At 69.1% G+C, this 25,707-nt stretch carries 26 protein-coding genes; 12 read left to right on the top strand and 14 right to left on the bottom strand.

Going from position 1 to position 25,707, the window contains the following annotated elements; genetic code table 11:
* The first annotated feature begins 324 nt into the window (after positions 1 to 324).
* Positions 325 to 1,317 carry a hypothetical protein gene (locus tag I8N68_RS17560; RefSeq protein ID WP_200211070.1) on the top strand — a complete coding sequence of 331 codons (993 nt, stop codon included), beginning with the start codon at positions 325 to 327 and terminating at the stop codon, positions 1,315 to 1,317.
* 356 nt (positions 1,318 to 1,673) lie between these two features.
* Positions 1,674 to 2,225, top strand: coding sequence for a hypothetical protein (locus I8N68_RS17565; protein ID WP_200211071.1), 552 nt, complete (start codon positions 1,674 to 1,676; stop codon positions 2,223 to 2,225).
* 348 nt (positions 2,226 to 2,573) lie between these two features.
* Here the strand turns inward: I8N68_RS17565 and I8N68_RS17570 are convergent, their stop codons facing one another.
* Positions 2,574 to 3,236 carry a tetratricopeptide repeat protein gene (locus I8N68_RS17570; protein WP_200211072.1) on the bottom strand — a complete coding sequence of 221 codons (663 nt, stop codon included), beginning with the start codon at positions 3,234 to 3,236 and terminating at the stop codon, positions 2,574 to 2,576.
* 467 nt (positions 3,237 to 3,703) lie between these two features.
* On the opposite strand from I8N68_RS17570, the gene I8N68_RS17575 reads away from it, so the two are divergent.
* Positions 3,704 to 4,477 (top strand): alpha/beta fold hydrolase, encoded by a 774-nt coding sequence (locus I8N68_RS17575; RefSeq protein WP_234039960.1) that lies wholly within the window; start codon positions 3,704 to 3,706, stop codon positions 4,475 to 4,477.
* A 173-nt stretch (positions 4,478 to 4,650) separates the two neighbouring features.
* Here the strand turns inward: I8N68_RS17575 and I8N68_RS32895 are convergent, their stop codons facing one another.
* The 6 genes from I8N68_RS32895 to I8N68_RS17605 form a co-directional block, all read right to left on the bottom strand.
* Positions 4,651 to 5,712, bottom strand: a complete 1,062-nt coding sequence (locus tag I8N68_RS32895; RefSeq protein ID WP_234039961.1) for a DUF3885 domain-containing protein — start codon at positions 5,710 to 5,712, stop codon at positions 4,651 to 4,653.
* A 266-nt stretch (positions 5,713 to 5,978) separates the two neighbouring features.
* The gene (locus I8N68_RS17585; RefSeq protein ID WP_307812862.1) at positions 5,979 to 7,118 is read right to left on the bottom strand and encodes an FtsX-like permease family protein; all 1,140 of its coding nucleotides are present in this window, start codon (positions 7,116 to 7,118) and stop codon (positions 5,979 to 5,981) included.
* 44 nt (positions 7,119 to 7,162) lie between these two features.
* Positions 7,163 to 7,912 carry an SDR family oxidoreductase gene (locus I8N68_RS17590; protein ID WP_234039963.1) on the bottom strand — a complete coding sequence of 250 codons (750 nt, stop codon included), beginning with the start codon at positions 7,910 to 7,912 and terminating at the stop codon, positions 7,163 to 7,165.
* Positions 7,913 to 7,926: 14 nt separating this feature from the next.
* Complete coding sequence (locus I8N68_RS17595; protein WP_200211075.1) at positions 7,927 to 8,529, bottom strand: NADPH-dependent FMN reductase; 603 nt, start codon at positions 8,527 to 8,529, stop codon at positions 7,927 to 7,929.
* Entirely contained in the window at positions 8,522 to 9,142 is a 621-nt protein-coding gene (locus I8N68_RS17600; protein WP_200211076.1) for an MFS transporter, read from the bottom strand. Before I8N68_RS17600 ends, I8N68_RS17595 begins: the two co-directional genes overlap by 8 nt.
* The gene (locus I8N68_RS17605; protein ID WP_200211077.1) at positions 9,136 to 10,035 is read right to left on the bottom strand and encodes an MFS transporter; all 900 of its coding nucleotides are present in this window, start codon (positions 10,033 to 10,035) and stop codon (positions 9,136 to 9,138) included. Before I8N68_RS17605 ends, I8N68_RS17600 begins: the two co-directional genes overlap by 7 nt.
* Before the next feature lie 80 nt (positions 10,036 to 10,115).
* On the opposite strand from I8N68_RS17605, the gene I8N68_RS17610 reads away from it, so the two are divergent.
* Complete coding sequence (locus tag I8N68_RS17610; RefSeq protein WP_200211078.1) at positions 10,116 to 10,859, top strand: TetR/AcrR family transcriptional regulator; 744 nt, start codon at positions 10,116 to 10,118, stop codon at positions 10,857 to 10,859.
* A 685-nt stretch (positions 10,860 to 11,544) separates the two neighbouring features.
* On the opposite strand, the gene I8N68_RS17615 is transcribed toward I8N68_RS17610, so the two are convergent.
* The 5 genes from I8N68_RS17615 to I8N68_RS17640 all read right to left on the bottom strand — a co-directional run bounded on the left by I8N68_RS17615 (position 11,545) and on the right by I8N68_RS17640 (position 17,244).
* Positions 11,545 to 12,675 carry a hypothetical protein gene (locus I8N68_RS17615; protein WP_200211079.1) on the bottom strand — a complete coding sequence of 377 codons (1,131 nt, stop codon included), beginning with the start codon at positions 12,673 to 12,675 and terminating at the stop codon, positions 11,545 to 11,547.
* A 46-nt stretch (positions 12,676 to 12,721) separates the two neighbouring features.
* Positions 12,722 to 13,606, bottom strand: coding sequence for a hypothetical protein (locus I8N68_RS17620; protein ID WP_200211080.1), 885 nt, complete (start codon positions 13,604 to 13,606; stop codon positions 12,722 to 12,724).
* Positions 13,607 to 13,865: 259 nt separating this feature from the next.
* Positions 13,866 to 15,581 carry a zinc ribbon domain-containing protein gene (locus tag I8N68_RS17625; RefSeq protein ID WP_200211081.1) on the bottom strand — a complete coding sequence of 572 codons (1,716 nt, stop codon included), beginning with the start codon at positions 15,579 to 15,581 and terminating at the stop codon, positions 13,866 to 13,868.
* 434 nt (positions 15,582 to 16,015) lie between these two features.
* The gene (locus I8N68_RS17635) at positions 16,016 to 16,630 is read right to left on the bottom strand and encodes a dihydrofolate reductase family protein (protein ID WP_200211082.1); all 615 of its coding nucleotides are present in this window, start codon (positions 16,628 to 16,630) and stop codon (positions 16,016 to 16,018) included.
* Between the two features lie 326 nt (positions 16,631 to 16,956).
* Positions 16,957 to 17,244, bottom strand: a complete 288-nt coding sequence (locus I8N68_RS17640) for a DUF2277 domain-containing protein (protein ID WP_200211084.1) — start codon at positions 17,242 to 17,244, stop codon at positions 16,957 to 16,959.
* Between the two features lie 164 nt (positions 17,245 to 17,408).
* Here I8N68_RS17640 and I8N68_RS17645 point away from each other — a divergent pair, with 164 nt between their 5' ends.
* The gene (locus I8N68_RS17645) at positions 17,409 to 18,635 is read left to right on the top strand and encodes a hypothetical protein (protein ID WP_200211085.1); all 1,227 of its coding nucleotides are present in this window, start codon (positions 17,409 to 17,411) and stop codon (positions 18,633 to 18,635) included.
* Positions 18,636 to 18,652: 17 nt separating this feature from the next.
* Here I8N68_RS17645 and I8N68_RS17650 read toward each other — a convergent pair whose 3' ends face one another.
* Positions 18,653 to 19,312: a helix-turn-helix transcriptional regulator gene (locus I8N68_RS17650; RefSeq protein ID WP_307812863.1), complete on the bottom strand. Its 660-nt coding sequence runs from the start codon at positions 19,310 to 19,312 to the stop codon at positions 18,653 to 18,655.
* Positions 19,313 to 19,426: 114 nt separating this feature from the next.
* Here I8N68_RS17650 and I8N68_RS17655 point away from each other — a divergent pair, with 114 nt between their 5' ends.
* The 4 genes from I8N68_RS17655 to I8N68_RS17670 are packed head-to-tail and all read left to right on the top strand — an operon-like array spanning position 19,427 to position 22,181.
* A complete protein-coding gene (locus I8N68_RS17655; RefSeq protein ID WP_200211086.1) occupies positions 19,427 to 19,936 on the top strand; it encodes a DUF2231 domain-containing protein in 510 nt (169 codons plus the stop codon).
* Positions 19,936 to 20,331: a hypothetical protein gene (locus I8N68_RS17660; RefSeq protein ID WP_200211087.1), complete on the top strand. Its 396-nt coding sequence runs from the start codon at positions 19,936 to 19,938 to the stop codon at positions 20,329 to 20,331. The genes I8N68_RS17655 and I8N68_RS17660 overlap by 1 nt, the downstream gene beginning before the upstream one ends.
* Before the next feature lies 1 nt (position 20,332).
* Positions 20,333 to 20,929: a GTP cyclohydrolase I FolE gene (gene folE, locus I8N68_RS17665; RefSeq protein ID WP_200211088.1), complete on the top strand. Its 597-nt coding sequence runs from the start codon at positions 20,333 to 20,335 to the stop codon at positions 20,927 to 20,929.
* Between the two features lie 28 nt (positions 20,930 to 20,957).
* Positions 20,958 to 22,181: an NAD(P)/FAD-dependent oxidoreductase gene (locus I8N68_RS17670; protein ID WP_200211089.1), complete on the top strand. Its 1,224-nt coding sequence runs from the start codon at positions 20,958 to 20,960 to the stop codon at positions 22,179 to 22,181.
* 29 nt (positions 22,182 to 22,210) lie between these two features.
* Here the strand turns inward: I8N68_RS17670 and I8N68_RS17675 are convergent, their stop codons facing one another.
* Positions 22,211 to 22,705, bottom strand: coding sequence for a hypothetical protein (locus I8N68_RS17675; protein ID WP_200211090.1), 495 nt, complete (start codon positions 22,703 to 22,705; stop codon positions 22,211 to 22,213).
* Positions 22,706 to 23,087: 382 nt separating this feature from the next.
* On the opposite strand from I8N68_RS17675, the gene I8N68_RS17680 reads away from it, so the two are divergent.
* The 3 genes from I8N68_RS17680 (at position 23,088) to I8N68_RS17690 (ending at position 25,217) form a co-directional block, all read left to right on the top strand.
* Entirely contained in the window at positions 23,088 to 23,585 is a 498-nt protein-coding gene (locus tag I8N68_RS17680) for a squamosa promoter-binding protein 15 (RefSeq protein WP_200211091.1), read from the top strand.
* A 759-nt stretch (positions 23,586 to 24,344) separates the two neighbouring features.
* Positions 24,345 to 24,749: a hypothetical protein gene (locus I8N68_RS17685; protein ID WP_200211092.1), complete on the top strand. Its 405-nt coding sequence runs from the start codon at positions 24,345 to 24,347 to the stop codon at positions 24,747 to 24,749.
* A gap of 144 nt (positions 24,750 to 24,893) precedes the next feature.
* Entirely contained in the window at positions 24,894 to 25,217 is a 324-nt protein-coding gene (locus I8N68_RS17690; protein ID WP_200211093.1) for a hypothetical protein, read from the top strand.
* Positions 25,218 to 25,707: the final 490 nt, after the last annotated feature.

Genomic DNA, 25,707 nt, shown 5'->3' on the forward strand with positions numbered 1-25,707 from the left:
CGCCGCGCCGAGTGCGTCCCGGACGGCCGCCTCCAACAAGCGAGCAACGAATTATCGAAGCTTCCCAACGCGCCGCATCCCTCACACACTGATGCACTGATCTCGGCAGATCCGCGCACTCGTCGACCGGCATGCCGTGACATTGCGTAACGGGCGGATCGCGGCAGAAGCGGATGGGTACGGAAGCAGACTGCGACTTGGCAATGGCCCGGGCCATCAAACGCACTGCCCGCCACGGGCGCATGCCATGCCATCGCTATGGACGCCGCCGGCACTGTCATCGGGTTTCGATGACCGGTGATGCACGCCCTAGACTGCGCGACCATGGCGGAGATCGTGCCGCTCGGCGAGGTTACCTGTCCCTCGGGCCAGTTGGTGCTGATGGACGGCGGCTATCTCGGGCTATGGTCCGGTGACCGGGCGCCGGAGGACGTGCGGCAGCCTGACGTCGTGCCGGCCGTCGACTTCGAGGTCGTTGGGCGCGATGCGGACGCGGCAGCGCGGTCGTTCGACCGGCAGTCCGGCCGCACGCTCTACGACATCCCGCAGCATGGCGTCGCGGAGTTCAACTCGCTGTTTGATCATCACTGCCGTGAGCGCGGCTTCGACGCGTCGCTGCGTGCCTTCCCGCGGCAGGTCCCGCACCGCGACCGTGTCCGACGCGCCGTCGCCGAAGGCGACCCGGACTTCCTGATCAGCGGCGTGCCGGTGATCGCCGTTGGGGGCTTACCGACCAGCGGCGCGCTCCCGGTCACTGCGTCGCGCGACAGCGACTGGGGCTGGACGCATTTCCGCATCGTGGTCAGTGACGAGCCGGTCGTGGGCATCCGCCACCTCGGCAAGATCGGTGTTGACTGGGCGCGGCTTGTGTTCGCCGACGCGGACGCGCTGAGCGCTTGGGTGCACGACGACCCGATCGATGGCCTCGCGGACGTCGTGTTCTGGGGCAGACACGAAACCGACATCGCGGCCGAGTTCGATGCGACCCGCACCGGCACGCCCGGCGAGGACCACTACGGCTGGCTCAACCTGCCGGTCGCAGAGGCATATGCCAAGGCAGTCGCGTTGAACGACCGTCGGAGCACAGCATCGGACCGCAAGTTTGCCTTTGATTTCCGCCCGCACTCCCACCACTGGCGCGTGATGGCCGACGTCCGCGCGTCCGAAAACGAAGCGGCCACGATAGACGTCGGCGGTGCCAGCATCATGTTCGCGATGACGTCTGTGGGCGACGGGCTCTTCCCCGTTTACGTCGAGCTTGATGCGGCGGGCGCCCTGGCCGCCATCCAGGTAAGGATCCACGGCACCGAGGAATGACGGTGGCTTGGTCGCATCCCGAGGGTCGGCTGACCGGTGCCCTGCGTCGGAACTCGTTGCCCGCTTGCATGCTGGCGGTCCTGCCCACGATCAGCGGCAGTTTCGGATGTTCCCGCGTCCGCGTGCAAGTGCTGCCGCAGGAACCGCCGTGTCAGAGCACGCAGAACGCATTTCCTTCCGGGTCGGCCATCACCACATGGTCGGGCGTGCCATCGTCCAGCGCGTCCTCACGAATCACAGGGTCGCACCCGCCGCGGTGAGTCGCTCGACCGCTTCGGTCAGCCGCGGCCACCGGACCTCCCACGATCCGGCCGCTACAACTAGATGAGGACTCCGTGGTCGGAGAGAATGCTGTCGTGCTGCTGTCCCGCGCCGACCGATTTGGTGATCTTCAGCTTCAGGGACTGCCGTTCGACCTGGGCCAATCGGCGTACGACCGCATGTGTGCCGCCGCCGATGTGCTGCCGTCGGCCGGACCGCCCAACGTGCAGCCGGCATGGGAGTCGTACACACACGAGGCTTCTTTGCCCCCGCCGGCGGCCGGCGTCCGGCTGCTGGTGTTGTCCGCGACGGTATCCGTCGTCGACACCGGCCAGGACTGGCTGGAGCTGTCGCTTCAGGTGGCCATCGATACGCCGTCGTTGCTGGAGGTGGCCGCGGCGGTCGAGGTGGCCTGTTGGTGCACGAACGATCACAACATGCACGCCGTCGAACGGTGGGAATGGCTGGTGGGCAGTGGCTCAGCGCTCGCCCGATCCTTCGACGCCGCTATCCAGAAGATCACTCGGTGGCTCGCGACCGGGCCACGCGAGCCAGATGCTTGGCGGGACCAGGCAGGACTGCCCGGTCCCTCGGACTGGAAGGCGGCAGGTGGCCCTGGATCAAGAGATCGGCCTTCTGATCCGTAAGTTCCCAAGACCACTCCGCAGCCGTTCGGCAACGTCCACGTCGCCTTGGTCTGTGCACTCTGGACAACTGGATCGGTCTTGCCCCGTCCGGCTCCGTTCGCCCTGGTGGCTCCCATGCCGAACCGTCTGATCGGCAGGCTCGGCGCGCGCAGTGCCCAACTCGATGGCAACGGGATGCCGTCTGGCGCTGGCGTGTCCCGGGATCTGCTTGACACTCGCGTCCCACCTGTTGCCTGACATGATCCTCATGACACCGCAGAGGCCGTCACTGTCCGCGCCAGGAGCGCGCATCGCGGCAGACGTGCGCGCCCGCAACAGGCTGGCGGAACGCCTGCCCTGGCCGCACGCTTAGATCTGCGTTCTCGCCTGCTCGATGTGCCGCACGATGGCGTGAGCACCATGCGCGCGTGCGATGGCGTGCGCCTCGTCGAGTGTTGCGAGCGCGTCCGCGCGGCGGTCCTGGGCGGCGGCGATGTAGGCCAGCCCGATCATGTTGGAGGCCACGCCCGGCAGAGCCCCGACCTCCCGGCGCAGCCGGGATGACTCCTCCAGCCGCTCGCGCGCCTCGTCCAGCCGGCCAGCCGCGTGCGCCGCGATGCCTAAGTGCCGCAGCGCCTCGGACCGGGTCGGCTTGTCGCCGGTCTGCGCCGCCAGCCGGCAGGACCGCTCGAGGTACGGAACCGCCGTCTCGTTGTCATGCCGGATGAACTGGTGGAGACAACCGATCCAGAACAACGCCTCGGCCTCGCCGCGTGTGTCCCCCAGTGCCCGGTACAACTCGAGCGCGCGCTCAAACAACGGCAGTTCAGCGGGATCCTCGGCGGGCAACGAGCCGGCGTCGGCGGGCGCGCTCTGAAACCGCGCATGCAGAATCAGCCCACGCGCCAACGCCGCATCGGCCTCGACCGCGTCCAGGCCCTCTTCGGCGTCGATCAGCGCGCTGGTATCGCCGCCGAACACTGCCCGTTCATAGATCTCTCTGGCCCGTTCGATCCGATCGTCAGTGCTCATCGCCGCCCCCGCTGGCATCGCCACTACCTGCTAGATCCGGCAGTCTAGTCGGGGCAAGCCTGGCATCGTCAGGGTCGGCCGCGACGGATACCTCCTCTTCCGTTCCGTCAGAACCCGAGAGGCACCTCGGCACCTAGCCGGTCGAGCTCCACATAGCCGAGCTGTCAGCTTGCCTCCGCAGGAGACATCCGCTCATTGGCACGTCCGTGCGCGTGCCGCGGAGGCTTGTCGTGGCGCTCATTAGACCGCTAATCGCGATAGATCGGTACACCTGATCTTGGGCTACCTGGCAACACGCTGATTCGCCGCGCATGATCGCCGGTCGCTACCGTGCGTGTAGTACCGCCGCCCGTAGTCTCAGGGTCATGACGAAGACGCAGACACATACCCTCGCCCTACCGGGCGTCGACCTGGTCTACGACGTTCGCGGCCCGCTCCAACCAGCCGGCGGACGTCCCGCGTTGGTCATGATCGGCCAGCCGATGACAGCGGAAGGCTTCGACTCGCTCGCCGCCCACTTCACGGACCGCACGGTCGTCACCTACGACCCGCGCGGCCTGGGCCGCAGCATCCGCAAGGACGCCCGGTCCGATCACACGCCGCAGCATCAGGCCACCGACCTGCACCTTCTGGTGAAGGCGCTCGGCGCCGGTCCGGTCGACATGTTCGCCAGCAGCGGCGGTGCAGTGACCGCGCTCGAACTGGTCGCGACCCACCCTGGCGATGTCGTCACGCTGGTGGCGCATGAGCCGCCGATCAACGCCGTGCTACCCGACGCCGCGGCCGCCGAACGCGCCCGGGCCGCCTTCCACGAGGCGTACCAGGCGAAGGGTACCGGCGCGGGCATGGCCGCGTTCATCGCGATGACGTCCTGGCAGGGCGAGTTCACCGACGCCTACTTTGCCCAGCCCGAGCCCGACCCGGTGATGTTCGGCCTGCCGACCGACGATGACGGCACCCGCGACGATCCGTTGCTGTCAAAGAACTCGTGGGCGATCAGCGACTACCGCCCCGACGCGGGGGCGCTCACCGCGGCACCGACCCGGATCGTGATCGCGGTCGGCGAGGAGTCGGCGGGAACGTACACCGCGCGTACGGCCGTCGGCACCGCGGCCCTGCTCGGCCAGGAAGCCACGGTGTTCCCGAGCCATCACGGCGGCTTCCTCGGTGGTCAGTTCGGTTACGCCGGCAAGCCCGAAGAGTTCGCAGCGAGGCTACGAGAGGTTCTGGCCGCCGGTTGACCAACTCGGGTTGCGCAGCCAGCGTCCCACTGCTCCCGGCACGAGCGGATGCCGGCACCCAGCGGCCCGAGCACGCTCTGTGGCGAGCTGATCGCGGCAGATCAGGGCGCCGGAACAAGACGAAGGTCCTACGGGCCACCCGACCAGATTGACCCAACTGCCGACCAGTCACTTTAGAGTCCGCTGGGGTGGGGTGACAGCCACTCGCGATGCCGGTCTCGCAGGTTGTCGCGCAAGGCCGGGGTGCTCAGCACGACGTTTGCGCCGCCGTCGTACGGGGCGTACAGCCAGGCCAGGTCGGGCGGCGCGATGATCACGTGGGCTATCTCGTCGTCGGCGACCCTGCGGAGCAGATCGTCGAGACATCCGGGCTGCCAGGTGAGGCGGTTGACGTAGGCGTGGGCGAAGGCAAGATCCGGATCGAGATAGGGCCAGGACAGCACCGTCCAACATTCGGCGTCGGGCAGCAGTTCTTCCAGAACAGGGTTCCGGAGGCGCGGCACCGGGGTGAAGGCGATCTCCAACGTGATCACGTGCAGGTCGGCCGTCTGTGCGCCGAGCTCTTCGAGGACGACGTTGTGCCGGCGAAGGATCGTCTCGTACTCGGATGGCGTCTCGGCGTAACGCTTGACGCCAGGCAGACTGCGAAACCGCACCCAGCGGTCTTCCTCCGCCCGCAGATCGAAGCTGATCGGCACTAGCTGCGGCCAGCGAGTCTCCCAGGCGGTCTGTAAGGGGTGGTGTCCGCCGGGCGGCGTCCAGATGTGGATCTCCTCGGCAGGTACCGCCTGCCGCCCTGACGCGACGACTTCCCGTAGCGCGATGACGTACGGATCATCGCTCGGCAACTCCGGGTTGGCGTCGAAAACCGCGATCAGGTTACCCCCGCGAACATACCCGCCAATCCAGAGCCAGCCATGAATCTCGCGCCAGATCCGCAGATTCGGCTGAGCAACGTCCTGGCAGGCTTCAGCTGGCGCTAGGCGCTTGATGGCTCTCGCAAGCTTCTTCTTACCGAGCCGGACCGAACCGGTGGTGCCGTGCCAACCCGCCACCATCGCCAGCACCGCGGCGGCTAGCAGGTCGTCATCCTCGTTGACCCGAACGAACCTGATCTCGTTCATGTCTTCGGCGAAGCCGATGCCATGCAACGTTGGTCGTTGCCAGCCAAGGTTGCCTTCGTAGCGCGCCAGCGCCTCGCTGATCTCCGGAAGAGTCCCCCAGGCTGGTGCCACATGGAGATCATCGCAAACGTTGCTGCCCCAGGAGCGCGGCGACGTTGGTCTCGTCATCGCAAGGGCAAACAGCAGGCATGATCGAACACAACTCAATTCGGCAGTTCCGGATGGCGAGCGGCAGCTCCAGCCGTCACGCTGCGTGCCGCGCGGATCGCGGCCGTGCAAGTTCTTGTGTAGTTGATGCGTCAGCTGCGACTGCCGTCTCGCTCGGCGGTTCTGCTCGTCGTGGTGCCGTGAAGAGACTGTAGGCCATTGGCGGCCGGTCAGGTTGGTGTGGATTGGAGAGCGTCGGCGACCGGGCGGCGGGTGGCGGCCAGGGCGGGATGGCGGTGAGTGCGGCGACGGTGACCAGGACCGTGAGTGCCAGGGCGAGCATCCCGGAGGCGGGTGCGGGACCGCGGGTCGCCCGGAGTGGCGACCAGATACAGCCCGATGCCGGCCGGGACCCCGAGGGCGACGCCGGGTACCGCGGGAAGAAGCTGCGCCACCGCCATGCCCAGGGTTACCTGTGCGGGTGTGGCGCCGAGTGTGCGGGCGACGGCCAGGGGGTGGCGGGCGTCGAGGACCGCGGTCCAGGTGCTCACGATGGCGTTGATGAGCGCGAGGACGCACAGTACGACGATGACGAGGAGCATGGCCTGGAGGGTTCGGATGCTCTGGGGATTGGCCAGCTCCGATTCGCCGAGCTTGACCTGCCGGTCCTGCGCCAGGCCCATGAGCAAGGCGGCGAGCGCGGTCGTGGTGATCAGGGTGTTCACCATGACGAGGCGGGCGCGGCGGGGGCGATGGGCGTTGATACGTATCCCGATCAGTAGGGCGGTGGGCATTCGGCGGGACAGCCAGACGCGCCACCCGCGGCGTCGGGGTGGCGTGGCGGCGTCGGCCAGCGCGTGGACGGTGTCGGTGGTGGCGGCGCGTAGCACGGGTGCCAGCGTCGCCGCGGCGGCGATGGCGAGGGCGAGGACGGTGCCGGCAACCACGGCGCGCAGCGCGGGCGGGTGGGTGCCGGTGGAGCCGAGGAGCCCGGCGCCAGGGTTGGTCAGCGCTGGTGCGGCGAGCCAGCCGGCCGCCAGGCTGGTGCCGGCGGCGGCGAGCCCGATGACGAGGTATTCGGCGAGGTGGACGGCGGCGATCATGGCCGGTCCGGCGCCGACGGCTTTGAGTAGTCCTACCCGGCGGCGGTGCCGAGGCAAGCCGCGTGTGGTCGCGAGGCAAGGGGGGTCCTGACCCTGTATCGCATGGAGCCAGTGCTCGCGTGACACGGAGTTCAGCGGCGCACTGCCCCTGGGCGCGCGGTCAGCGGGATGACCGGACGCCAGAATCAAGGCGGCGTTCGCCCCGTCAGTTCGGGCATGAGACAGGGTCTCAGCGTCGCTGAGACCCTGTCTGTTGTGGTCAAACACGCTGGGTGATGATCCCAGTCAGTGTGCGTGTGCCCGGCCGGCTGCTACAGCAGTGTTCCGCCTGAGGCGTCGATCCATTGGCCGGTCACCCAACGACTGTCGTCTGAGGCGAGGAAGGCCACTGTGTCGGCGACGTCGTCGGGCGTGCCGATCCGGCCCATCGGTGACAGGGATGACAGCCAGGCCAGTGCGTCACCGACGAGACGGCCTTGGTGCATGTCGGTGTCGATGACACCGGGCGCCACGGTGTTGACGGTGATGCCCCGTGGCCCGAGCTGCTTGGCAAGCATCGCGGTGAGCACGTCGAGGGCTCCCTTGGACATGGCGTAGGTGATCGATCTGGGCATGGCGGAGCCGCGGGTCAGCATCGTGGAGATGTTGATGATCCGGCCGCCGTCCCGCAGTCGCCGCAGGCCGTGTTGGGTGATGAAGAACGGAGCCCGGGTGTTGACCGCGAACACCTGGTCGTAGTCACTTCCGCTGACATCCTGGATCTCGGCTTGCTCGCCCAGGATTCCCGCGTTGCTGACGAGGATGTCCAGGCCGTCCGCCTGCGCGTCGAACGTGGCCCACAGCGTTTCGGCGTCTGCAGGCACGCCGAGCTGGGCGTGGACGGTGAACGCCTTGCCGCCGGCGGCTTCGATCGCGGAGGCGGTTTCCTTGGCAGCCGCCTCGTTGCTGCCGTAGTGCACGGCGACGCGCGCGCCGTCGCGTGCGAGGCGCTGGGCGATGGCCCGGCCGATTCCTCGGCTGCCGCCGGTGACCAGCGCCGTTTTCCCGGCCAGTGTCGTCATGTCTGGTTCGCCTTTCATCGGGTCGTGTTCAGGGCTCGGTAGGGGGACGTGTTCCTGGCGTCCTTGAGGGCTTGTGCCCACCAGGTGACCTGGTCGAGGAGGATCTTGGCTGCGGCGGCGGGTCGCTGCGGGTCCCTGGGTTTGCCGTCGCCGTCGAACTGTTCCCACACGTTGTGGAAGCTGACCGTGTCTCGGGTGGTGACGGCGTGCAGTTCGGTGAAGACGGCGCGCAGGTGCTCGACCGCGCGCAGACCGCCGGAGATCCCGCCGTAGGACACGAACGCCACTGGTTTGGCGTGGAACTGGGTGTTGTGCCAGTCGATGACGTTCTTCAGCCCGGCGGGATAGCTGCGGTTGTACTCGGGGGTTACCACGACGAACGCGTCGGCGGCGTCCAGACGCGGGGTCAGCTCGCGCAGCGCCGCCAGAGCGTCCGGCGGGGGCGCCATCGTGGGCGCGGCCGAGCCGATCGGCACGTCGGCCAGGTCGACGAGGTCGACGAGGATGTCGTCACGGTGCGCGGCCTCGCCGACAAACCAGTTGGCCACGGTCGGGCCGAATCGGCCGTCGCGGATGCTGCCAAGGATGACGGCAGGCCGTAGTCGATTGTCAGACATGGGTCTCCTCCAGAACGGCGGTAGGGGTGGAACCTTCGGTCCGTAGTGGTGTCTCACGGACGAGCCAGGCGAGTGCGAAAGCAACGGTGCCGAGGGCCGCGCCGGCGAGTGCGATGGCGTGTACGCCGCTGGTGACCGCGGCGTGTACGGCGTCCTGCGCGGCGGCTGGGAGTTGGTGGTCGGCGCTGGCGGTCAGCTCGCCGCCGGAGAGGATCCGACCGGCGGCCGAGGCGCCGAGGCGGTCACTGAGCGTGTCCTGCAGGTGGCTGGTGTAGAGGGCGCCGAGCCCGGCGGCACCCAGCGAGGCGCCCATGGTGTGCCAGAGCGTGATCGAGCCGCTGGCCGCACCCACGTCGCGCGACGGCGCGCTGTTGATGGTGACGATCGTCGTGCTCTGCATCAGCAGACCCACACCCGCGCCGCCGAACAGCGTCAGCGCCGACGCAAGGACCACGTTGGTACTCGGCCCGAGTGCGAGCAGGACGAGCATCCCCCCGGCCAGCAGCGCGCCGCCGAGGATCGGGTAGGCGCGGTAGCGGCCGGTGCGGCTGATGAGTCGGCCGCTGCCGATCAGTACCCCGACCATGCCGAGCATCGCCGGCAGGATCAACATGCCGCTCGCGGTCGGGACGCTTCCTTGACCAGTTGCATGTACTGGGGCAGGAAGGTGGCGAACACCATCATCCCGGCGCCGGCCAGGAGCCGCAGGATCTGGGCGAGGGCGAAGTTGCGGTTGCCGTAGAGCCGCAGCGGGACGACCGGCTCGGCGGCGCGCCGCTCGACAGCGACGAACGCCGCCAGGGCCGCCAGACTCACAACGGCCAGTGCCACGATCGGCGTCGACACCCAGGCGTAGCGGCTGCCGGCCCAGCTCGCCAGCAGGCTCAGCGCGATCAGGGCGGCGGTGAGCAGCAGCACGCCCGGAACGTCGATGCGGGCTTCCATCCTGCGTAACCCGGCTGGAACCGCGGCCGCGATGAGCAGCACGGCGGCGACGCCGACCGGGATATTGACGTAAAAGGCCCACCGCCAGCTCAGGTGGTCGGCGAACAGGCCGCCAAGCAGTGGTCCGGCGATGAAGGCGACGGGCATCATCGCGCCGAATACGCCCATGAGCCGGCCGCTCTGGCGGGGCGGCACCAGCTCGGCGATGAGTGCGAGGGCACCGACCATGAGGCCGCCGCCGCCGAGGCCCTGCACGGCGCGGAAGGCGATGAGCTGGGTCATGTCCTGGGCCGCTCCGGACAGCCCAGAGCCGAGCAGGAAGAGGATGATCGCCGACAGGTACGTCCACTTGCGCCCGTACAGGTCGCCGAGCTTGCCCCAGATCGGCGTCGCGGCGGCCATGGCGACGAGGTAGGCCGTCACGACCCAGGAGAATTGCTCCAGGCCGCCGAGATCACCCTCGATCACCGGCAGCGCGGGCCCCAGCATCATCCCGTCGAGTGGGGCCGTGATCATGCCGAGGACCACCCCGACCAAACCCACGTGCAGAGATCGACTCACGGTCCACTCCAATCGCGTACGCCGTACTCGAAATGGACGCTAGCTTTTCGAGTACGATGTACGCAAGAAGGGGAGGTGTGATGTCCGGCGCCGAGCAACAGGTCAGTATCTGGATGCGCCCGGAGAACGTGGACCGGTCCGGCCCAGGCCGCCGACCCGGGTACAGCCGGGCCCAGATCACCCGGGCAGCCGTCGAGATCGCCGACCGCGAAGGGCTGGACGCAGCGACCATGCGCCGGATCGCTCAGGAGTTGGGCACCGGCGCCATGTCGCTCTACCGCTACGTGCCCAAGCGGGACGACCTGATCGACCTCATGCTCGACGCGGTCGTCGGCGAGATCGAACTGCCCGAGCGACCCAGCGGTGACTGGCGAACCGACCTCACGCTGCTGGCCCACCAGACCCGCGCCGTCGGTCTACGCCACCCCTGGCAGGCAACCCTCGCCCGCCGCCCCACCCTCGGCCCCAACTCTCTCCGGGTCTACGACTTCGCGCTAAGCGCCCTCGACGGGTTCGGCCTCCACGTCGACGAGATGACCAGCCTCAGCGGCATGGTCGGCGACTACGTCGCGAGTGCGGTCCGAGACGAGATCGGCTGGCTCGATCATGCCCGGCACACCGGTATGGACCGCAAGCAGTGGATGGCCCAGTACGTCGGGCCGTACGTTAAGCACGTGGTCGAGTCCGGGAAGTACCCAATGTTCAACCGCAACATCCGCGAGGGGCGACTTTCGCACCTGTCGCCCGACGCGCGCTTCCAATACGGCCTCAACCACGTGCTCAACGGCATCGCCGCCGCCCTGCCCAACACGACGACGCGGTGAAAGGCTAGCGCCAGACGCGCGGGAAGGTTCGGATCGGCGGAGTGCCAAACGGCGACGCTGCAACCGTCACCGCACCGACAGAGGTCTCGGACCGTGACAGAGCGTCACCCTGACGGCGATGACGAGGTGAATTCCGACTACCAGGTTCGGCCCGGGTGCAGGCGGCGCACAACGGCCGGTCGATCGTGCCGCTGCGCACGAGCCGTACGTGGCTGCAGCCGGCGCACCTCATCCGCCTGCTTCGGCAGGGCACGCACCACGGCAAGCCAGTGGCTTTCGAGGCTTCGCAGTGCGCGAGCCGGCCGCAGGTGGAGCACACACCTGCAGCAGTGGCGGTGTCCGGCACGTCTCGCAGACCGGCCCGTCGTCGGTCCGGGCGTGAACACGACGGCGCCGGCCGCAGCGCACGCACGGCTTCAGGTTCGCTGGGTCGGTCGCGTTGCAGTACCGGCACAGCGGGCGCCCCTGCATGTCGCAGGCGGACGGTTCGCGGACCTGATAGCTGCCGGGGCGAAGCTCAGCCCGGCCCCCGACTGACAGTCGAGGACGGCCGCCCATCGGCCCGGCAGTTGGCCGGGCCGACGGCCCCAGCCGGTCCTTTCCCTCTTCCACCACCCGTGAGAACGCCCCAACCAACCACGTAGCACCTCGGCCGAGCGTTCCGTCGCTCGTCGCCCGCGGTCGCTCAGCGCCCGTTGGAGAGGACCGCCTTTCCGTCGACGACGCGCACGGTTCCACTGATGTCGAAGCTGACGGTCTCCTGCCAGGAGGCGCCGGCGCCCGAGGTGCGGATCACTGTCGCGGCGGCGACACCCTGGCCGGGGCTCGTCACCGACACCCCGCCGTCCGCGACGACGGTGAAGCTCAGCTCCGGATACCGGACGATCGTCCAGGACAGGATCTTCACCGGCACGCTGCTGCTCGCGACAAAGGGGCAGCCCGAGGGGGCCAGCTCGATGCGGCGCGCGCAGCCGTCCACATGGGCCCGAACCTGCTGCTCGACGTCCCGGCGCACGTTCTCGCGGACCTCGACCGGCGAGAGCGAAGCGCTCGCACCGTTGGCGAACGCGATCGCCGGCTCCGCCCGGTAGAGCGGGTGCTCCGGAAGGGCGACCCGGTAGGCGCCCGGGAAGGCGACCATGCTCCGCGTGGTGGTCATCGGCAGAGTGGCGCCCGCGACGACCAGCCGGCCTGTCACCACGGACTCCAACCGGAGTTCGAGCAGCCCGTCCGTGATCCGCCACGACGGCAGCCCGCGCAGCCCCCGCTCGCTCACCAGCGGCAGTGTGATGGTGATCGGCGGGCCGCCGAAGTCGTAGCTGGCCTCCACCGTCGCGCTTGTGCCGGTCCAGATCGTGCGCCCGACGGTGAGATTGCGCGGCGGGGTGTAGCCGGCGTGGTGCAGCGTGGCGTCCGTCAGCAGCAAGAGGTCCGCCCGCTCGTCGACCCCGGCGATGGGCCCGCGCTGCCCGATGGCGGAGCCCTCGGCGAGCAGCCCCCGCGCCCTGGTCGCGTCCCGGTCGGCCAGCGCGTCGAAGTAGGCGCGTACCGCCGCCTCCGGCCCGATGAACCGTGGCACCAGCCGTACCGTCGCCGTGCAGAGGAGCACGAGCCCCACAATCGCGGTGATCAGCACGGCGGGCCAGATCCGGCGGGTGTCCGCCGGTGTCCTGAGCCGGGGGGCGACAGGGACCGGGGCCGGTGGCGACCCGTGCGGGACCGAACTGGGCCGGGCCGGGCCGCACCGCGGGCAGGACGCCGAGACAAGCGCGGAGCCGCAGAAGACGCAGTACCGGTACGGCTGTTGCTGCTTCACCCGAACTCCTTGTCTCGCCTTGCTGCCCTGCCACGACGGGTCGCGGTCAGTGGTTGGGCACGAATACCGTCTTTCCATCGACGACGCGGCCGAAGCCGAACACCGCGAACGTCGTCCGGTAGGCGAAGTCCGGCGTGAGCGGGGAACTGGTCCGCCCGGTCACCTCCGCCTCCCCCGCCTCACCGACGACCCAGGCCTCCGCACCGGTGGACGTCAACTGCAGCTTCAACGTGGGGTAGTGAGTGATCGTCCAGTTGAGACTCGTGACCGGCCAGTCGCTACGGCCGCCGAACGGGCACCGGGGCGGCAGGAGTTCGCGGCTCTCGGCGCAGGTGTCCAGATATGCCCGCACCTGCGGCTCGATGGCCTCACGAACGGTGGGCCGCAGGCGCACCAGAAGGCGGTCTGTCTCGCCGGCCCCCGCCCACACGGTGATGGGCGGCGCCTCCTGAATCCCGTTGCCCGTCGCCACGATCCGGTACGCGCCCGGAAAGACCAGCTCGAGCCGCTCCTGGGTCGCCGGTACCGCGGCGCCGGAGACCAGGAACGTCTCCCACCCGGCGTCGTTGCGAGGCAACGCCATCGACAGGAGTCCGTTCTGGATCTTCCACTCGGTGGAGTCGTCGTTGCGGGTCAGGGTGAGCTCGAGCTGACCGTTCCCCTGGTTGATGCGGTAGTCGACCTTCACCGTGCTGGTGTCGGTAGCCGAGAACAGCACCTCCGCTACCACCTCGTCGGGCGGGGTGTATCCGGGGTCGTTCAGGATCCGGTCGGTCAGCATCGGCGGGTCGGGCGGTTTGCGCGAGGCCGGATCGAGGAACGCCAGGGCCTTGTCGGCGTCCCGCTCGGCGAGCGCCTCGAAGTAGGCGCGCGCGACGTCGTCGGGGCCGTCCGGCAACCACCGTGGGCTCAGCAACGGGACGGCGGCCACGACGAGGAGGACGACGGCCACGCCGATCAGGACCAGCGACCAGGGCCGGCGGAGCCGGGACAGTCGGCCGGCCGGACCATCGGCGGGCTGGTGTCCCGACTGTCCGGCCCCGCACCGGAAGCAGTATCTCGGGCTGCCCGGCACCGGCGCACCGCAGTACGGGCAGTACCGAGCGGGCTGTGCATCTGTCATCGGGAGACCTTGCTGATCGGGGTGGCCAAAACGGTTGCCGCTCGTGCGGGTGCCGGAGGCTTGCGCTTCAGCGCGGAACGAACAGGACCTTGTCCCCCGCGGCACGCCCATCCCCGTAGAGGAGGAACGACGTGTTCCCCGGAAGGACCTCGCCACGTGCGGTCGTCGCTGTCGCTTCGCCGACCCCGCCGACGACCTGTGCGTCCCCGGTGGACCCGAGCGTGATCTCAAGCGGCGGGTACCGGGTGATCCGCCAGGTGACGCGCGTCACGGGAGCAGAGCTGTAGGCCGAGAAGGGGCACCCCTTCGGCATCAGTTCCGTGCTCGCGGCACACCTGTCCAGGTACGCCCGGACCTGGGTCTCGATCGACTCGCGCGCGCTGTCCCGCATGCGTGTGCGGAGAACGCCCCCCTCCCGGGCGCCCGCGTGCACGATGACGGGGGCCGTCACCTCCCGGATCGGATGGTCGGGCAGTGAGACGAGATAGGAACCGTGGAACACCGCTTCCAGGAGACCGGCCGGCGCTCGCGTGCCCGCGATGACGAGCGCCTCGAACCCGTATTCACCGGAGGGCGGCGGCAGCTGGGGCAGATAGTTGATGCTCCACGGCCGCCGCTCGCCGCCGCCCCCGTCGCGGATCAGGTAGAGCCCCGTCTTCTGCCGCTTACCGTCGAGTTCGTACTCCCCTTCCATTTCTGCAACGTCGTCACGAACTACTACCACCTTGATCCGGAGGTGCCGAGGCGGGTGATATCCGGGATCGCGCAGCGCTCCTCCGCTGGTCAGGATCATCGGTGCCCGCTTCGCGTAATCCGCGGAGAGCAGGGATCGGGCCCGGTCGGCGTCACGGTCCGCGAGCGCGTCGAAGTAGGCTTCGACGGTGTCGGGGGGCGACATGGGGGACGCCTGCTGATGGAACGTCACCGCCGCGACCAGTACGACGCCGGCCGCGAGGGCCGCGACCACGCCCCATCGGCGCCGCACTCCGGGTCGATCACGGAAGAGCCGGCCCACTCGTCGACCCGCACCGCCGGCTTCCTCGCCGAACGGTGGCTCCAGCTGGGACAGCCCGCACTCGCCGCAGTACGCCGCGTCCTCCGGGACGAGTTCCCGGCAGCGCGCGCACCGGGGGCCGTACTGGGGCGGACGTCCCGGCGGCCGTGCTGGTTGCGGCGGGCCGACGACTGGTGGAGCCGTCCATGCGGGTGGGGGGACCGCAGTGCCCACGGTCGGCACCCACACCGTGGCAGGGCTGCCCCCGTTGGCCGGCACGGCTGGCGGCGCGAACCCGACGACGGACGCCGGTGCGGCGGCTGGGGGCGGGGGCGCGGCAGCTGTGGGCGGGCGTGGGACGGGAACGGGCGCACCCCGCGGGAACGGCATGGCCGCCCGCTGCTCCCATCGCTCCACGGCTCGCCGGACGAGCTTCACGGTGACGGCGATCAGGAGCCCGCCGAGGGCACCCAGCAGGCCACCCAGAAGCGCGCCGTTCGTCCGCGGCGACGAACTCTCCGCGTCCGCCTCCGTCGGGCCGTACGCTGCCGCGTGCTTGACGGGAGTCACGGTGCCGTCGCTCAGCCGGACCGCCGTGCCGGCCACCGGCCCGGCATCCACCGCCGTCGCGGCAGCACCGTCCCGGTGCGAGATGACGCCCGCGGTCGCGACTGCGCGATCGGCCGGCGCGGCGTGTGCGGGGGCCGCCCCGAGGCTGGTCAGCAGCACCAATTGGCCGAGCAGCCCGAGGCGAGCCAGCCACGGACGCGCCAAGCGGTAGGAGAACATGGATCCCCAACTCCTTGAGCGACAGGTGTCGCAGCCTATGGGAATCCGGCCGACGACGCTGACCCGGTGGGAACAGTACGACGGTCTCGTGACGCGTAGGGGGCGGCGGCATGCTCGCCGCCGCCCCCGCGCTGCCCGTCCGTCAGGCCGGCGAGCCCGTCACCGTGAAGAGACGGGTACGGCCGATGTCGTCGAACGAGCCGAGGCCCACCCGGCCCGAGCCGAAGGTGGTGTCCTTCGCGGTCATCGGCGTTCCTGCCCATCGACGTAGACGGCGATCTCGCCGGTGACGGGCAGGTGCACCACCCGCACCTTGCGCCGGTCGGCGTCGGTGATCGCCGGGTTGGCGTCGCGGGAGCGGCCGTTTCACTGGTCGATGCGTTCCCGGTCGGCGTTGTTGACCTTGAAGATGCCGTTGTGCGGGTAGATCGCGGCTATTTCCCTCCGGGTACCTGGTCCCTGACCTCGTCGTAACCGACCTTGGTGGGTGCTGCGGTCGGCGAATAGATCACGCGGATCACGCCCGTCGGAAACGCCTCCGTCGCCGTCATTCTCAGGTGGTACGGCGCGTCGCCGTCGTCGAACAGCTTGCGGCCCTTACGCGCCGCCACCGGATGCACCAGCAGGCGCAGCTCATCGACCAGTCCCGCGGCGAGCAGTTGCTGCACCACGGAGATCGACCCGGGGATGAGGATTCCTCTGATGCCGGCATCGGCCTTGAGCGAGGTGACGGCATCGAGGAGATCCCCCTTGATCAGCTCGGAGTTGCGCCAGGAGAACTCCAGCGGCTGGCGCGAGACGACCACCTTGCGCACGTCCCCGAGTTGTTTGGCGAACGGTGCGTCGTCCCCACCCGCGGCCTCACGGTCGGGCCAGGCTCCGGCGAAGCTGTCGTAGGTCTCGCGGCCGATGAGCAGCACGTCAGCGGTCTCATAGTCCTCGCCGACGGCGCGGCCCATGTTCTCGTCGAAGTACGGGAAGTGCCAATCGGGGTCGATCTCGGCCACACCGTCGGCCGAGATGAACAGCGTGGAGATGACCTTTGCCATCGGGGCGGTCCCTTCGAGTCAGGTGGGTGTCGGTAGGTAGACCGGCGCATCATCCCAAACTCATCCGCGGGCCACAGATCCGTCCCGACGGAGAGTCGGCATTTCGAGCTCGTCGTGATGCATCGGCGCAGACTGCAGCGTGGTATGTAACGACCACTTCGCAAACCGTCGGGGCATGTGGTGGCCTACGGTCGTGCGCGCACATCGGCATGAGCATGCACCCAGGGTCAATCATGCAACGGCCGAAAGCGGACAACTTCGGGGCTGCCGAAGAGTTCACCGAGCAGGAAGCCTGACCAGAGCGTGGCCAGTGAGATCGGGAGCCGTCAGCCCGAGGCCGCCGCTCGCAGCCCGTACCGTTCGGCCGCGCGCGCCTTGGCCTTCGCGGCCTCGACCTCGCGGTCGCGGGGAGGCGCCTTCGTCACGAGGCTGTCCAGTAGGGTCCGGGTGGCCGCCGTGACGGCGCGGATCGCCTCGCCGAACGCCTCCTCGTTGGCCGCGGACGGCCGTGTTGTGCCGCTGACCTTGCGCACGTATTGGATGGCGGCGGCCTCGATCTCATCGTCGGTCGCAGGCGGTTCAAAGTTGTGGAGCACGCGAATGTTCCTGCACATGCCTCTACGATGCCAGGCAGAGCCGACACTGGCAGATGGGTTACCAACGACGCCCGCATTGACGATGTCTGCGCGCGTAACTTGATCATCGCGAGCGCTCGCCGACGGCCTCGCCCGCGGCTGCCACGGGAGGTCGGTTAGCACTGTTTGCCGTAGATGTGGCGTTGCAAGCATGGCACAACCCGTATGGCCAGCCGGAGGTTTCTGCAGCAGCATGGAGGCGAGGCTCTGATGGGGTGGTTCCCATGGTCAGCAGCGACCACGCACTTCGCAATTTCCGGCACTTCCCCGTGGAAGCCCAGCGGTCGGCGCAGGCGGCAGCGGAGGACCGCGAACAACGCCTCCGCACGATCATTAAGAAGCGCAGCGGCAAGGCGGCGAAACTGTCCGTTGAGGCGAGCCACCGGCTGCGGCGCCTGCTGGGCGACGACAACTGGACCGAACTGCGGGACCTGATGCGGCAGGAACGGATGACCGTTCGTGACCTGCTTCAGCCACCCCAGGGGCTGGAGTCGAGCTACGACAGCCTGAACCAGGCCCGGAGACGGAAGGCCAAGGCATTCCTGCGAAGCCGGGACATCCGACGTGAGGCGATCGTCGCGATAGCCGGCGACTACCACGAGGCGATCGCCGACGTGTTCGCGGCCGACGAGAACATCAGCCGCGGGTTCCACCTCTCGAACAACCTCGACAAGTGGCTGAGCCTGTCCCCATTCCACGATCGCGCGCTGCCGTGGGGGGTCTTCGAACCGGACGACAGCGAGAACCCGCACCGGTGGGAGGTCTTCCGGCCGCCGTTCTTCGGGTTCAACTTCGGCTTCGTCCCGGTGCGCAACGACAACTTCGTCGTCGATCGCCTCCACACGCTGAACCCGTCGGTCGGGGACGTCGGCATCTCCATCACCATGGAGGACGGCGACGCGGGCGACTTCGATTACGCGTCCGGTGACGCCTTCAGCGCGATCGCGTTCGCGTTCGTGCCGCCGGCGACGGGTCTGGTCGAGGTCCTCATCGACGCGCAGTGCGTCGAGGCGACGCACCGGCTGGAGACGACGGACGAGTGGGGATGGTCCAACTCCCACACCACCCAGCAGAACTTCCTGATGCTCGACGTCCTGCACCCCAGCGTGGCCGAGCCGTCGTACGCCGAGATGTCGAACCTCGACGAGACCACCGACGACGACGAGAGCTTCCACCAGGAGAAGTTGACCCGTGGTACCCATTACTTCGCGCAGCTGTTCAGCGCGGGACCGGTGCCGGCGGGCCAGTCGGTGGTCGTGTGCGCCGGCACACGCTCCTTCGACAAGAGTGGCACCAACGACGTGTCCATCGACAGCACGTCCGACTTCCGGTGGTACATCAGCTCGGTCGAGGTCCGCATCTCACCGTGAGCGGCGCCTCTCCGCAGCTATCGGTTCGGCACGCCGTCCAACCGGACGCAGCAGGCCCCGGGACGCGGTGCGAGCCGGGGCAGCAGGTCGGTACGCCCGGCACCGTCGATCATGCCGGCGAGGAACGCGTGGTTGAGCCCGCACACCAGGGCGGTCTGCCGGGTGGCCAGGGCGTGGAACGGGCAGTTGCGCAGCAGCACCTGGTCGCTGAGCGGTTCGGGTTCGAAGCCGAGGCCGGCGAGCACGGCGATGAGGTCCTCGCCGGTGTCGCGTACCCGTGCTCCGATGTCCCGGCCGCGTTGCCGGGCGTGCCGGCGTGCCGCCTCGGGGGCGTCGTGCGGGTCGTCGGCGACCGCGTCGGCGAGGATCTCGGCGATGAGTTCGTAGCGCCGCTCCGGAACCGTGATCGCGACGCCGTCGCCGGCCGCCTCGTAGACCTTCGGCGTCCGGCCGCGGCCCCGGGGCTGGTCGGCCGGCGTCTGGTAGTGGGCCCGCAAAAGTCCGGACTCGACGAGCTTGTCGAGGTGGAACGCGGTGAGGTTGCGGGACATGCCGTGCGCCTCGGCCGCCTCCTCGCGGGTGACCGGGTGATCGGCCCGGCACACGTAGTCGTACAGCGCCCGTCGGGACCGGTCGACGAGCGCGGCCATCGCGCTCCAGCGCTCCCCCGTGCTCACAGCCCCGAGATTATCACCAGCGAAGGCTATTGAAATTCCGGGCGCGCTGGGGCAGCATGATCGATAACACCAACGAGCGTTGGTGAAAATCCCCTGGGGGTTTCCGTGCGACCCATGGATCAGGCCAAGCAGCCGGTGACCAACCTGGCCGGCCGCTACGGCCACCCACTTCATCCCGCGCTGGTGGCGGTGCCGATCGGCGCCTGGGTGGCCAGCTTCGCCTTCGACCTCGCCTCCCGGTTCGTGTCCGGGCCGCAGGGCCTGGCCGACGGCGCACGGTGGCTCATCGGCCTCGGCGTCATCGGCGCCCTCGCGGCCGCGCTGGTCGGCTTCCTGGACCTGTTCGCCATCCCCACCGGCACCCGCGTCTTCCGCACCGCGCTCGCGCACATGGCGATCAACCTCGCGGTCACCGGCGCGTACGCGGTCAACTTCGCCCTCCGGGATGCCGGCCCGCCGGGTCCGGTGGCCGCGGGACCGCTGGTGCTCTCGGCGATCAGTCTCGCCGGGTTGACCGTCGCCGGTTACCTCGGCGGCGAACTGGCCTACCGGTACGGCGTGCGCGTCGCCGACGAGACCACCCAGGCGCAGGGCTACCACAGCGCAGACAAGGAGAACTCCTGATGGGCATCGCCGCACTCGTCACCTGGCTGATCACGGCCGTCGGTGGCTTCGTCATGCTCGGCACCTGGATCAGTCACGGCGGCCATCGACCGGGAAGCGGCAGCCGCCTGGCGCCGGGCCTCGTGTTCGGCCACTTCGCCCTGGCCGCGATCGGGCTGGTGCTGTGGATCGCCTACCTGGCCGTCGACAACGACGTTCTCGCGTGGGTCGCGTTCGTGACGCTCCTGCCGGTGGCACTGCTCGGGTTCACCATGCTGGCCCGCTGGATCCCGGCCCGCCGTGCCGGGACCGCCGAGTCCCGGTTCCCCGTACCGGTGGTGGTCGGCCACGGCCTGTTCGCCGCCGCCACGCTGGTCCTGACCGCGCTCGCAGCCCTCGGCGTGGGAGGTCGCTGAGGTGAGTGTCACCGCCCTCCGGGTGCAGCACCAGCGTCCCCGCCGCGACCCGGCCGCCGCCGAACGGGCGGCGGCGGAGTTCCTGGCCGCGCTCGGCGTGGACCTCTCCGCCGCCGGGCTCGCCGACACCCCGGGCCGGATGGCCCGCGCCTACGCCGAACTGCTCACTCCGCGCGAGTTCCAGTTGACCACCTTCGACAACGACGAGGGCTACGACGAGCTGGTGCTGGCCCGGGCCATCCCGATCCGGTCGGTCTGCGAACACCATCTGCTGCCGTTCGTCGGCGTCGCGCACGTCGGCTACCTGCCCGGCGAACGCATCCTCGGGCTGTCCAAACTGGCCCGGGTGGTCGAACTGTTCGCCCACGGCCCGCAGGTCCAGGAGCGCCTGACCAAACAGATCGCCGACTGGCTGACCGGCCAACTCCGCCCACGCGGGGTCGGCGTGGTCATCGAGGCGGAACACCTGTGCATGACGCTGCGCGGCGTCCAGGCCGTCGGCAGCAGCACCATCACGTCCACCCTGCTCGGCACCCTGCGCGACGATCACCGGTCGCGCGCCGAGTTCTTCACCCTGACCGGGGTGGGCTCCCGCTGATCGACATACCCAGAAAGGAGCTGGACCGATGTCGAAGACCGGCACGTTCGTGATCGTGGGAGCCGGGCTCGCCGGAGCGCGGGCCGCGCAGACGCTGCGGGAGGAGGGCTTCGACGGCGGGATCGTCGTGATCGGCGACGAGCCCGAGCGACCGTACGAGCGGCCACCACTGTCCAAGGGTCTGCTGACCGGCGGCGCCGAACCCGACAGCGTGTACGTGCACGACGCCGGGTGGTACGCCGAGCACGACGTCGACCTGCGCACCGGCGCCCGCGCCGTCGCCGTCGACCGCTCCGCCGGGGAGGTCCGGCTCGCCGACGGCCAGCATATCCGGTACGACAAGCTGCTGCTGGCCACCGGCGCCAGGCCCCGCGACCTCGCCGCACCCGGCATCGGCCTGGACGGGGTGCTGCGGCTGCGTACCCTCGCCGACAGCCGTCGAATCGCCGCGGCGCTGGTCGACGGCGCGCACATCGTGATCGTCGGAGCCGGATGGATCGGCCTGGAGGTCGCCGCCGCTGCCCGGCAGCGCGGCGTCACCGTCGATGTCGTCGAGACGGCCGCGCTGCCGTTGCGCCGGGTGCTCGGCGACGAGATCGCCCGGGTGTTCGCCAACCTGCACCGGGACCACGGCGTCACCTTCCACTTCGACGCCGAGGTTCGGGAGGTCCGCGGCACCGGCCGCGTCTCCTCGGTCCTGCTGGCCGACGGCACGGAGTTGCCCGCCGACGCCGTGGTGGTCGCCGTGGGCGTACGGCCCAACACCGAGCTGGCGACAGCGGCGGGCCTCACCGTCGACAACGGAATCCAGGTCGACGCGTCCCTGCGTACCGCCGACCCGGACATCTACGCCGCCGGTGACGTCGCCAACGCCTACCATCCCGTGCTGCGCCGGCGGCTGCGCGTCGAGCACTGGGCCAACGCACTGCACGGCGGCGCCGCGGCGGCCCGCGCCATGCTGGGACAGGCGGTCAGCTACGACGACCTGCCCTACTTCTACACCGACCAGTACGACCTGGGCATGGAGTACGTCGGAGACGCCCCGCCCGGGGCGTTCGACCGGGTCGTCGTCCGGGGCGACGTCGCCAAGCGCGAGTTCATCGCCTTCTGGACCGCCGGCGGACGGGTGCTCGCCGGCATGAACGTCAACGTGTGGGACGTCGTCCCGGCGCTCCGGCGGCTGGTCGCGGCAGCCCACCCGGTCGACCTCGACCTACTGGCCGACCCCGACGTGCCGCTCGACGAGCTGTAACCGCCGCCGGCACCCGAGACTCAGATCGGTTAGCCGACGTCACGCCTCGCGGAGCCGGCCGACACCGACCGGTGGCGGCCGGCTCCGACGTGACTAGTTGCTGCCACCGTCGTGCGGAACGGTGACGGTCGGCGACCGACCAGTTCGGTGAAACGTTGCGGCGGGTGGACGTGGTACGGGATGCGGGCGCCGTAGTCGAGCAGCTTCGCCAGGCGCCCGAGACCCTGTGGGTGGGTGGCCCCGTACGCCTCGCCCATGATCGCGGTGGAGTCGGCGGCGACCGCGTCCCGAAGGGTCATCCGCCGTCGCCCCGCCGAGTCGACGAGGTAGCTGAGCCCCTCGTCCGGTGGGCCGACCCGGTTGTCGGCCCTGGTGGTCGAGCCCAGCCACCGCTCGCAGACGGAGCCCCGCTCGCCGAGGTCGTACGCGTCCTCGGGCAGGCCGAACCGCCGCCCAGGCGGCACCAGGTCCCGTGCGACGACGGCCGGCGCGAGGCGCGGCACTTGCCCGCCGTCGTTCAGCACCTCCTCGACCAACTGCCGGGCGAACCGAAGCTCATTTGAGAAGAGAAGCCGCCTCCAACGGGAATGACCTATCTGAGGCTAAGCTCGCCGAGTTCTACGCGCCCCGCCTGCGGGGTACGGGAAGCCACCCGCTGATCTCGGTCGGCCCGCACACGATCGATTCTCCTTGCAAGGATCTGCCCGGCTGCGGATATTGCCGAGAAAGTCGTCGGAGCCTGCCTCATAGATCTCGCCTCGGCGGCCCCGCCCGGCCTAAGGATTAGAAGAAGATCCCGACTGGCTGGTCGAGCGGGCTCGGTGCTGGTCGGGCCGTCCATCGCCGCCCGGCTTTGTCGGCGTAAGTGGATGGTCTTGGCTGCACGAATGGCTGTACGGTCCCGGCGTGGATTGGGGGATGCGGGTGAGTTGGGTCGCCAACGTGATGCTGTCGGTGGGTCCGGAGGACCGCCCCAACGCCGAGGCGTTCGGCGGGTGCCTCGACGAGGAGTGCCCCCGTCTCGACGCCATGAGGCCGGGCGGCTGCGGCAACCTGAGGCTGATCACCGATGCGGACAACCGGTGGGGCGGACACAAGAACCCCGAGTGCGAGGTGCACGCCGGGGCGCTCAACCATGTCGGCCTCGCTGCTGTTGTGAAGCATTTCGGGTCTCTGGCCTGGCACAACCCCAATGCGGTGCAGCTTTTCGTGATGGACCAGGAGGAGTCCTTCTTCCGCGTCTGGATGATTCGCAACAGTGCTCTGCGGCAGTACGCCCCTTCGTCGCCAGACGAGGAGGACGAGGAGTTTGGGCCACCGCTGGGTCGTAGCCGCAGATTGGAAGGACGAGGATCACCGCCCCGAGATGCCCGGAACGCCTGCTCCTGGCCGGGGAGTGGGTGACAGCTCGTGCCCGCTCGTTCCCCCTCCGGACACCGGCTACTGGCACGTGGTTGGCGCGCCGCTGTGGGTGGCCCGCCTCGCCGCCCATGTGCCACCATCACTCAATGGCCGACCCCGATGCCTGGTCCCGGTTACCTGAGACCCGGCCTGCCCGGGAGTACTTCCTGCGCCCCCTGCTTGTCTTCGCTGCGGCCCTCGCAGTGTTGGCGTGGCTGGTTGTCGGTCTTCTCGTCTTCCTGGCGGTGGGTGCCTACTTCGCTGGCGGTTCCGAGAACATGACGGGCTTAGCTGTTGCCGTCCTGCTCCCGCCGACGCTGGCGCCTGCTCTTGGCCTCACATCCGCTTCGGCATGGTGCTACCGCGGGATCCGGGGTGGCCGGGCATCTTTGGTGATCGCGATCGCGACAGCGGTCGCGGCAGTTGTCGCGGTCTGTGTCTGGCGTTGGGCCGCTGCTACTGGAATCGTCCCCTAAGGTGGTGCCCGCCGCGCCGGCCGGCGGTCGCCAGCAGGCCAGCGAGAGCGGGCGGTGGGCTGCGCTCGCTCGGCGGCCTTGACGGGAATCGACAAGGCGCTGATCTGCGGTGACGGTGGTGTGCCCGGCAGGATTCGAACCTGCGGCCTGGGGATTAGAAGAAGATCAGGGATGGCTGGCCAAAGAGCTGCGCACCTGGTCAGCCCGTCCGCTGCTGTCGGGTGGCGTCTGCGTAGCGCGCGGTCGGCGGTATTTGCGTGCGCTGCCGCTGGTTACCCTCACTGAGATGAACGATGTCGAGCACCCGAGCCAGCGCCTTGTCGAACAGCGCCTGCGGAATCGGGCGATGAAAGCGCTGGAGGCGCTGAGCAAGAGGGACAACGGCGTTCGAGGGGTCGGCTTGGTGGAGTATGTCGAGCAGCTCTTCGACGTCATCGACGACGATGTGCCGTGGCATTGGCGGGAATGGACCTGCTTCACACCACATGAGATGCACGCTCTCGCCGAGGTTCAGCGGCTACTCAGGGCGGCTTGCACGGCGACGCCGGACGCCCAATCCGAAAAACAGTTCATCGGCTCCGGCTGGCCGATCAGAAGCCAGCCGAGTGCTAGGCAGGCCCTCGAAGCGATGCGGGCAAGAGGGCGGCTCCGTGAGGACGTCGAGGAAGAGCGACCGTCACTGCCTGCCTGAACATCAGCCGTCGCCCGCCAGTGCGTGATGCGTCCTCAATTCGGCACGTCCGGACGGCGACGGGCCAACTCGGCATGACGCTGTGTAGCGCGCGCTCCGCGGCAAGAGAGTGCGTTCGAGCCGCAGCTGCGGCAGGATGTCGGCGTGGGTCTGGTTGTCGAGCTCCGCGACAGAGCGGGCAACGTCATTGGTCACCTGCCGGACCCGTCCGGCGGCACGTTCGATGCTGCAGGGGACTTCGACCGGACACTGAACGCCGGACTCGACCTTCCTGTGCTTTCGTCTATAGACACCTTCGCCGACACCACGATGCCCAGCGCCGCGATGAGGCCACTCCTTCAAGACATAGACACGGCTATGACTGCCGCGAAGGATGGCCCGAAACTGCGCGGACTGATGCGGCTGCGCGTCCTCGCCGAGAATTGCCTCGCCCACGAAGGCTCGGTTCTGGTCTTCATGGGAGACTGACCAGTCCGGGCCGGGATGAGCAATCCGCGCGGACTGAACGTCCGCATCTCGGCACGTCCGGACGGCACAGGGCCAGCTCGGCGTGACGCTGCGTAGCGCGTGGATCGCGGCTGATGACAGCGCGCCGGGCCCACGGGGCGAGGCGGGCGAGGGGCGTTGCCGTCGCGGGCACCACGTACCTTCTACGGCTGTGGACTTGGCACTGGTTGTGTTGCCCAACGGGCGTGACATCGCACTGACCGAGATGCATTTGGTGTTGACGTACGGAGGGTTGATCGAGGGCTACCCGATGCAGCGAATGAACGATGATCATGGGCGGGCCTGGCGCAGCGAGCGGCGCGCCTTCTGCCCGGCGCACCGGTCCACGTCATCGACCCTCCAGGCACCCAGGAGTCAGACCAGCGTGAGGCTTCGCTGCCGTTCGGGCCGGTTGAGTCGCTCCCATCAGTGAGCCTTTTTCAAGCTGATCTTGCAGCTCAGGGTGGGTGCG

The organism is Micromonospora coerulea (genome assembly GCF_016598485.1).
Lineage (GTDB): Bacteria > Actinomycetota > Actinomycetes > Mycobacteriales > Micromonosporaceae > Micromonospora > Micromonospora coerulea.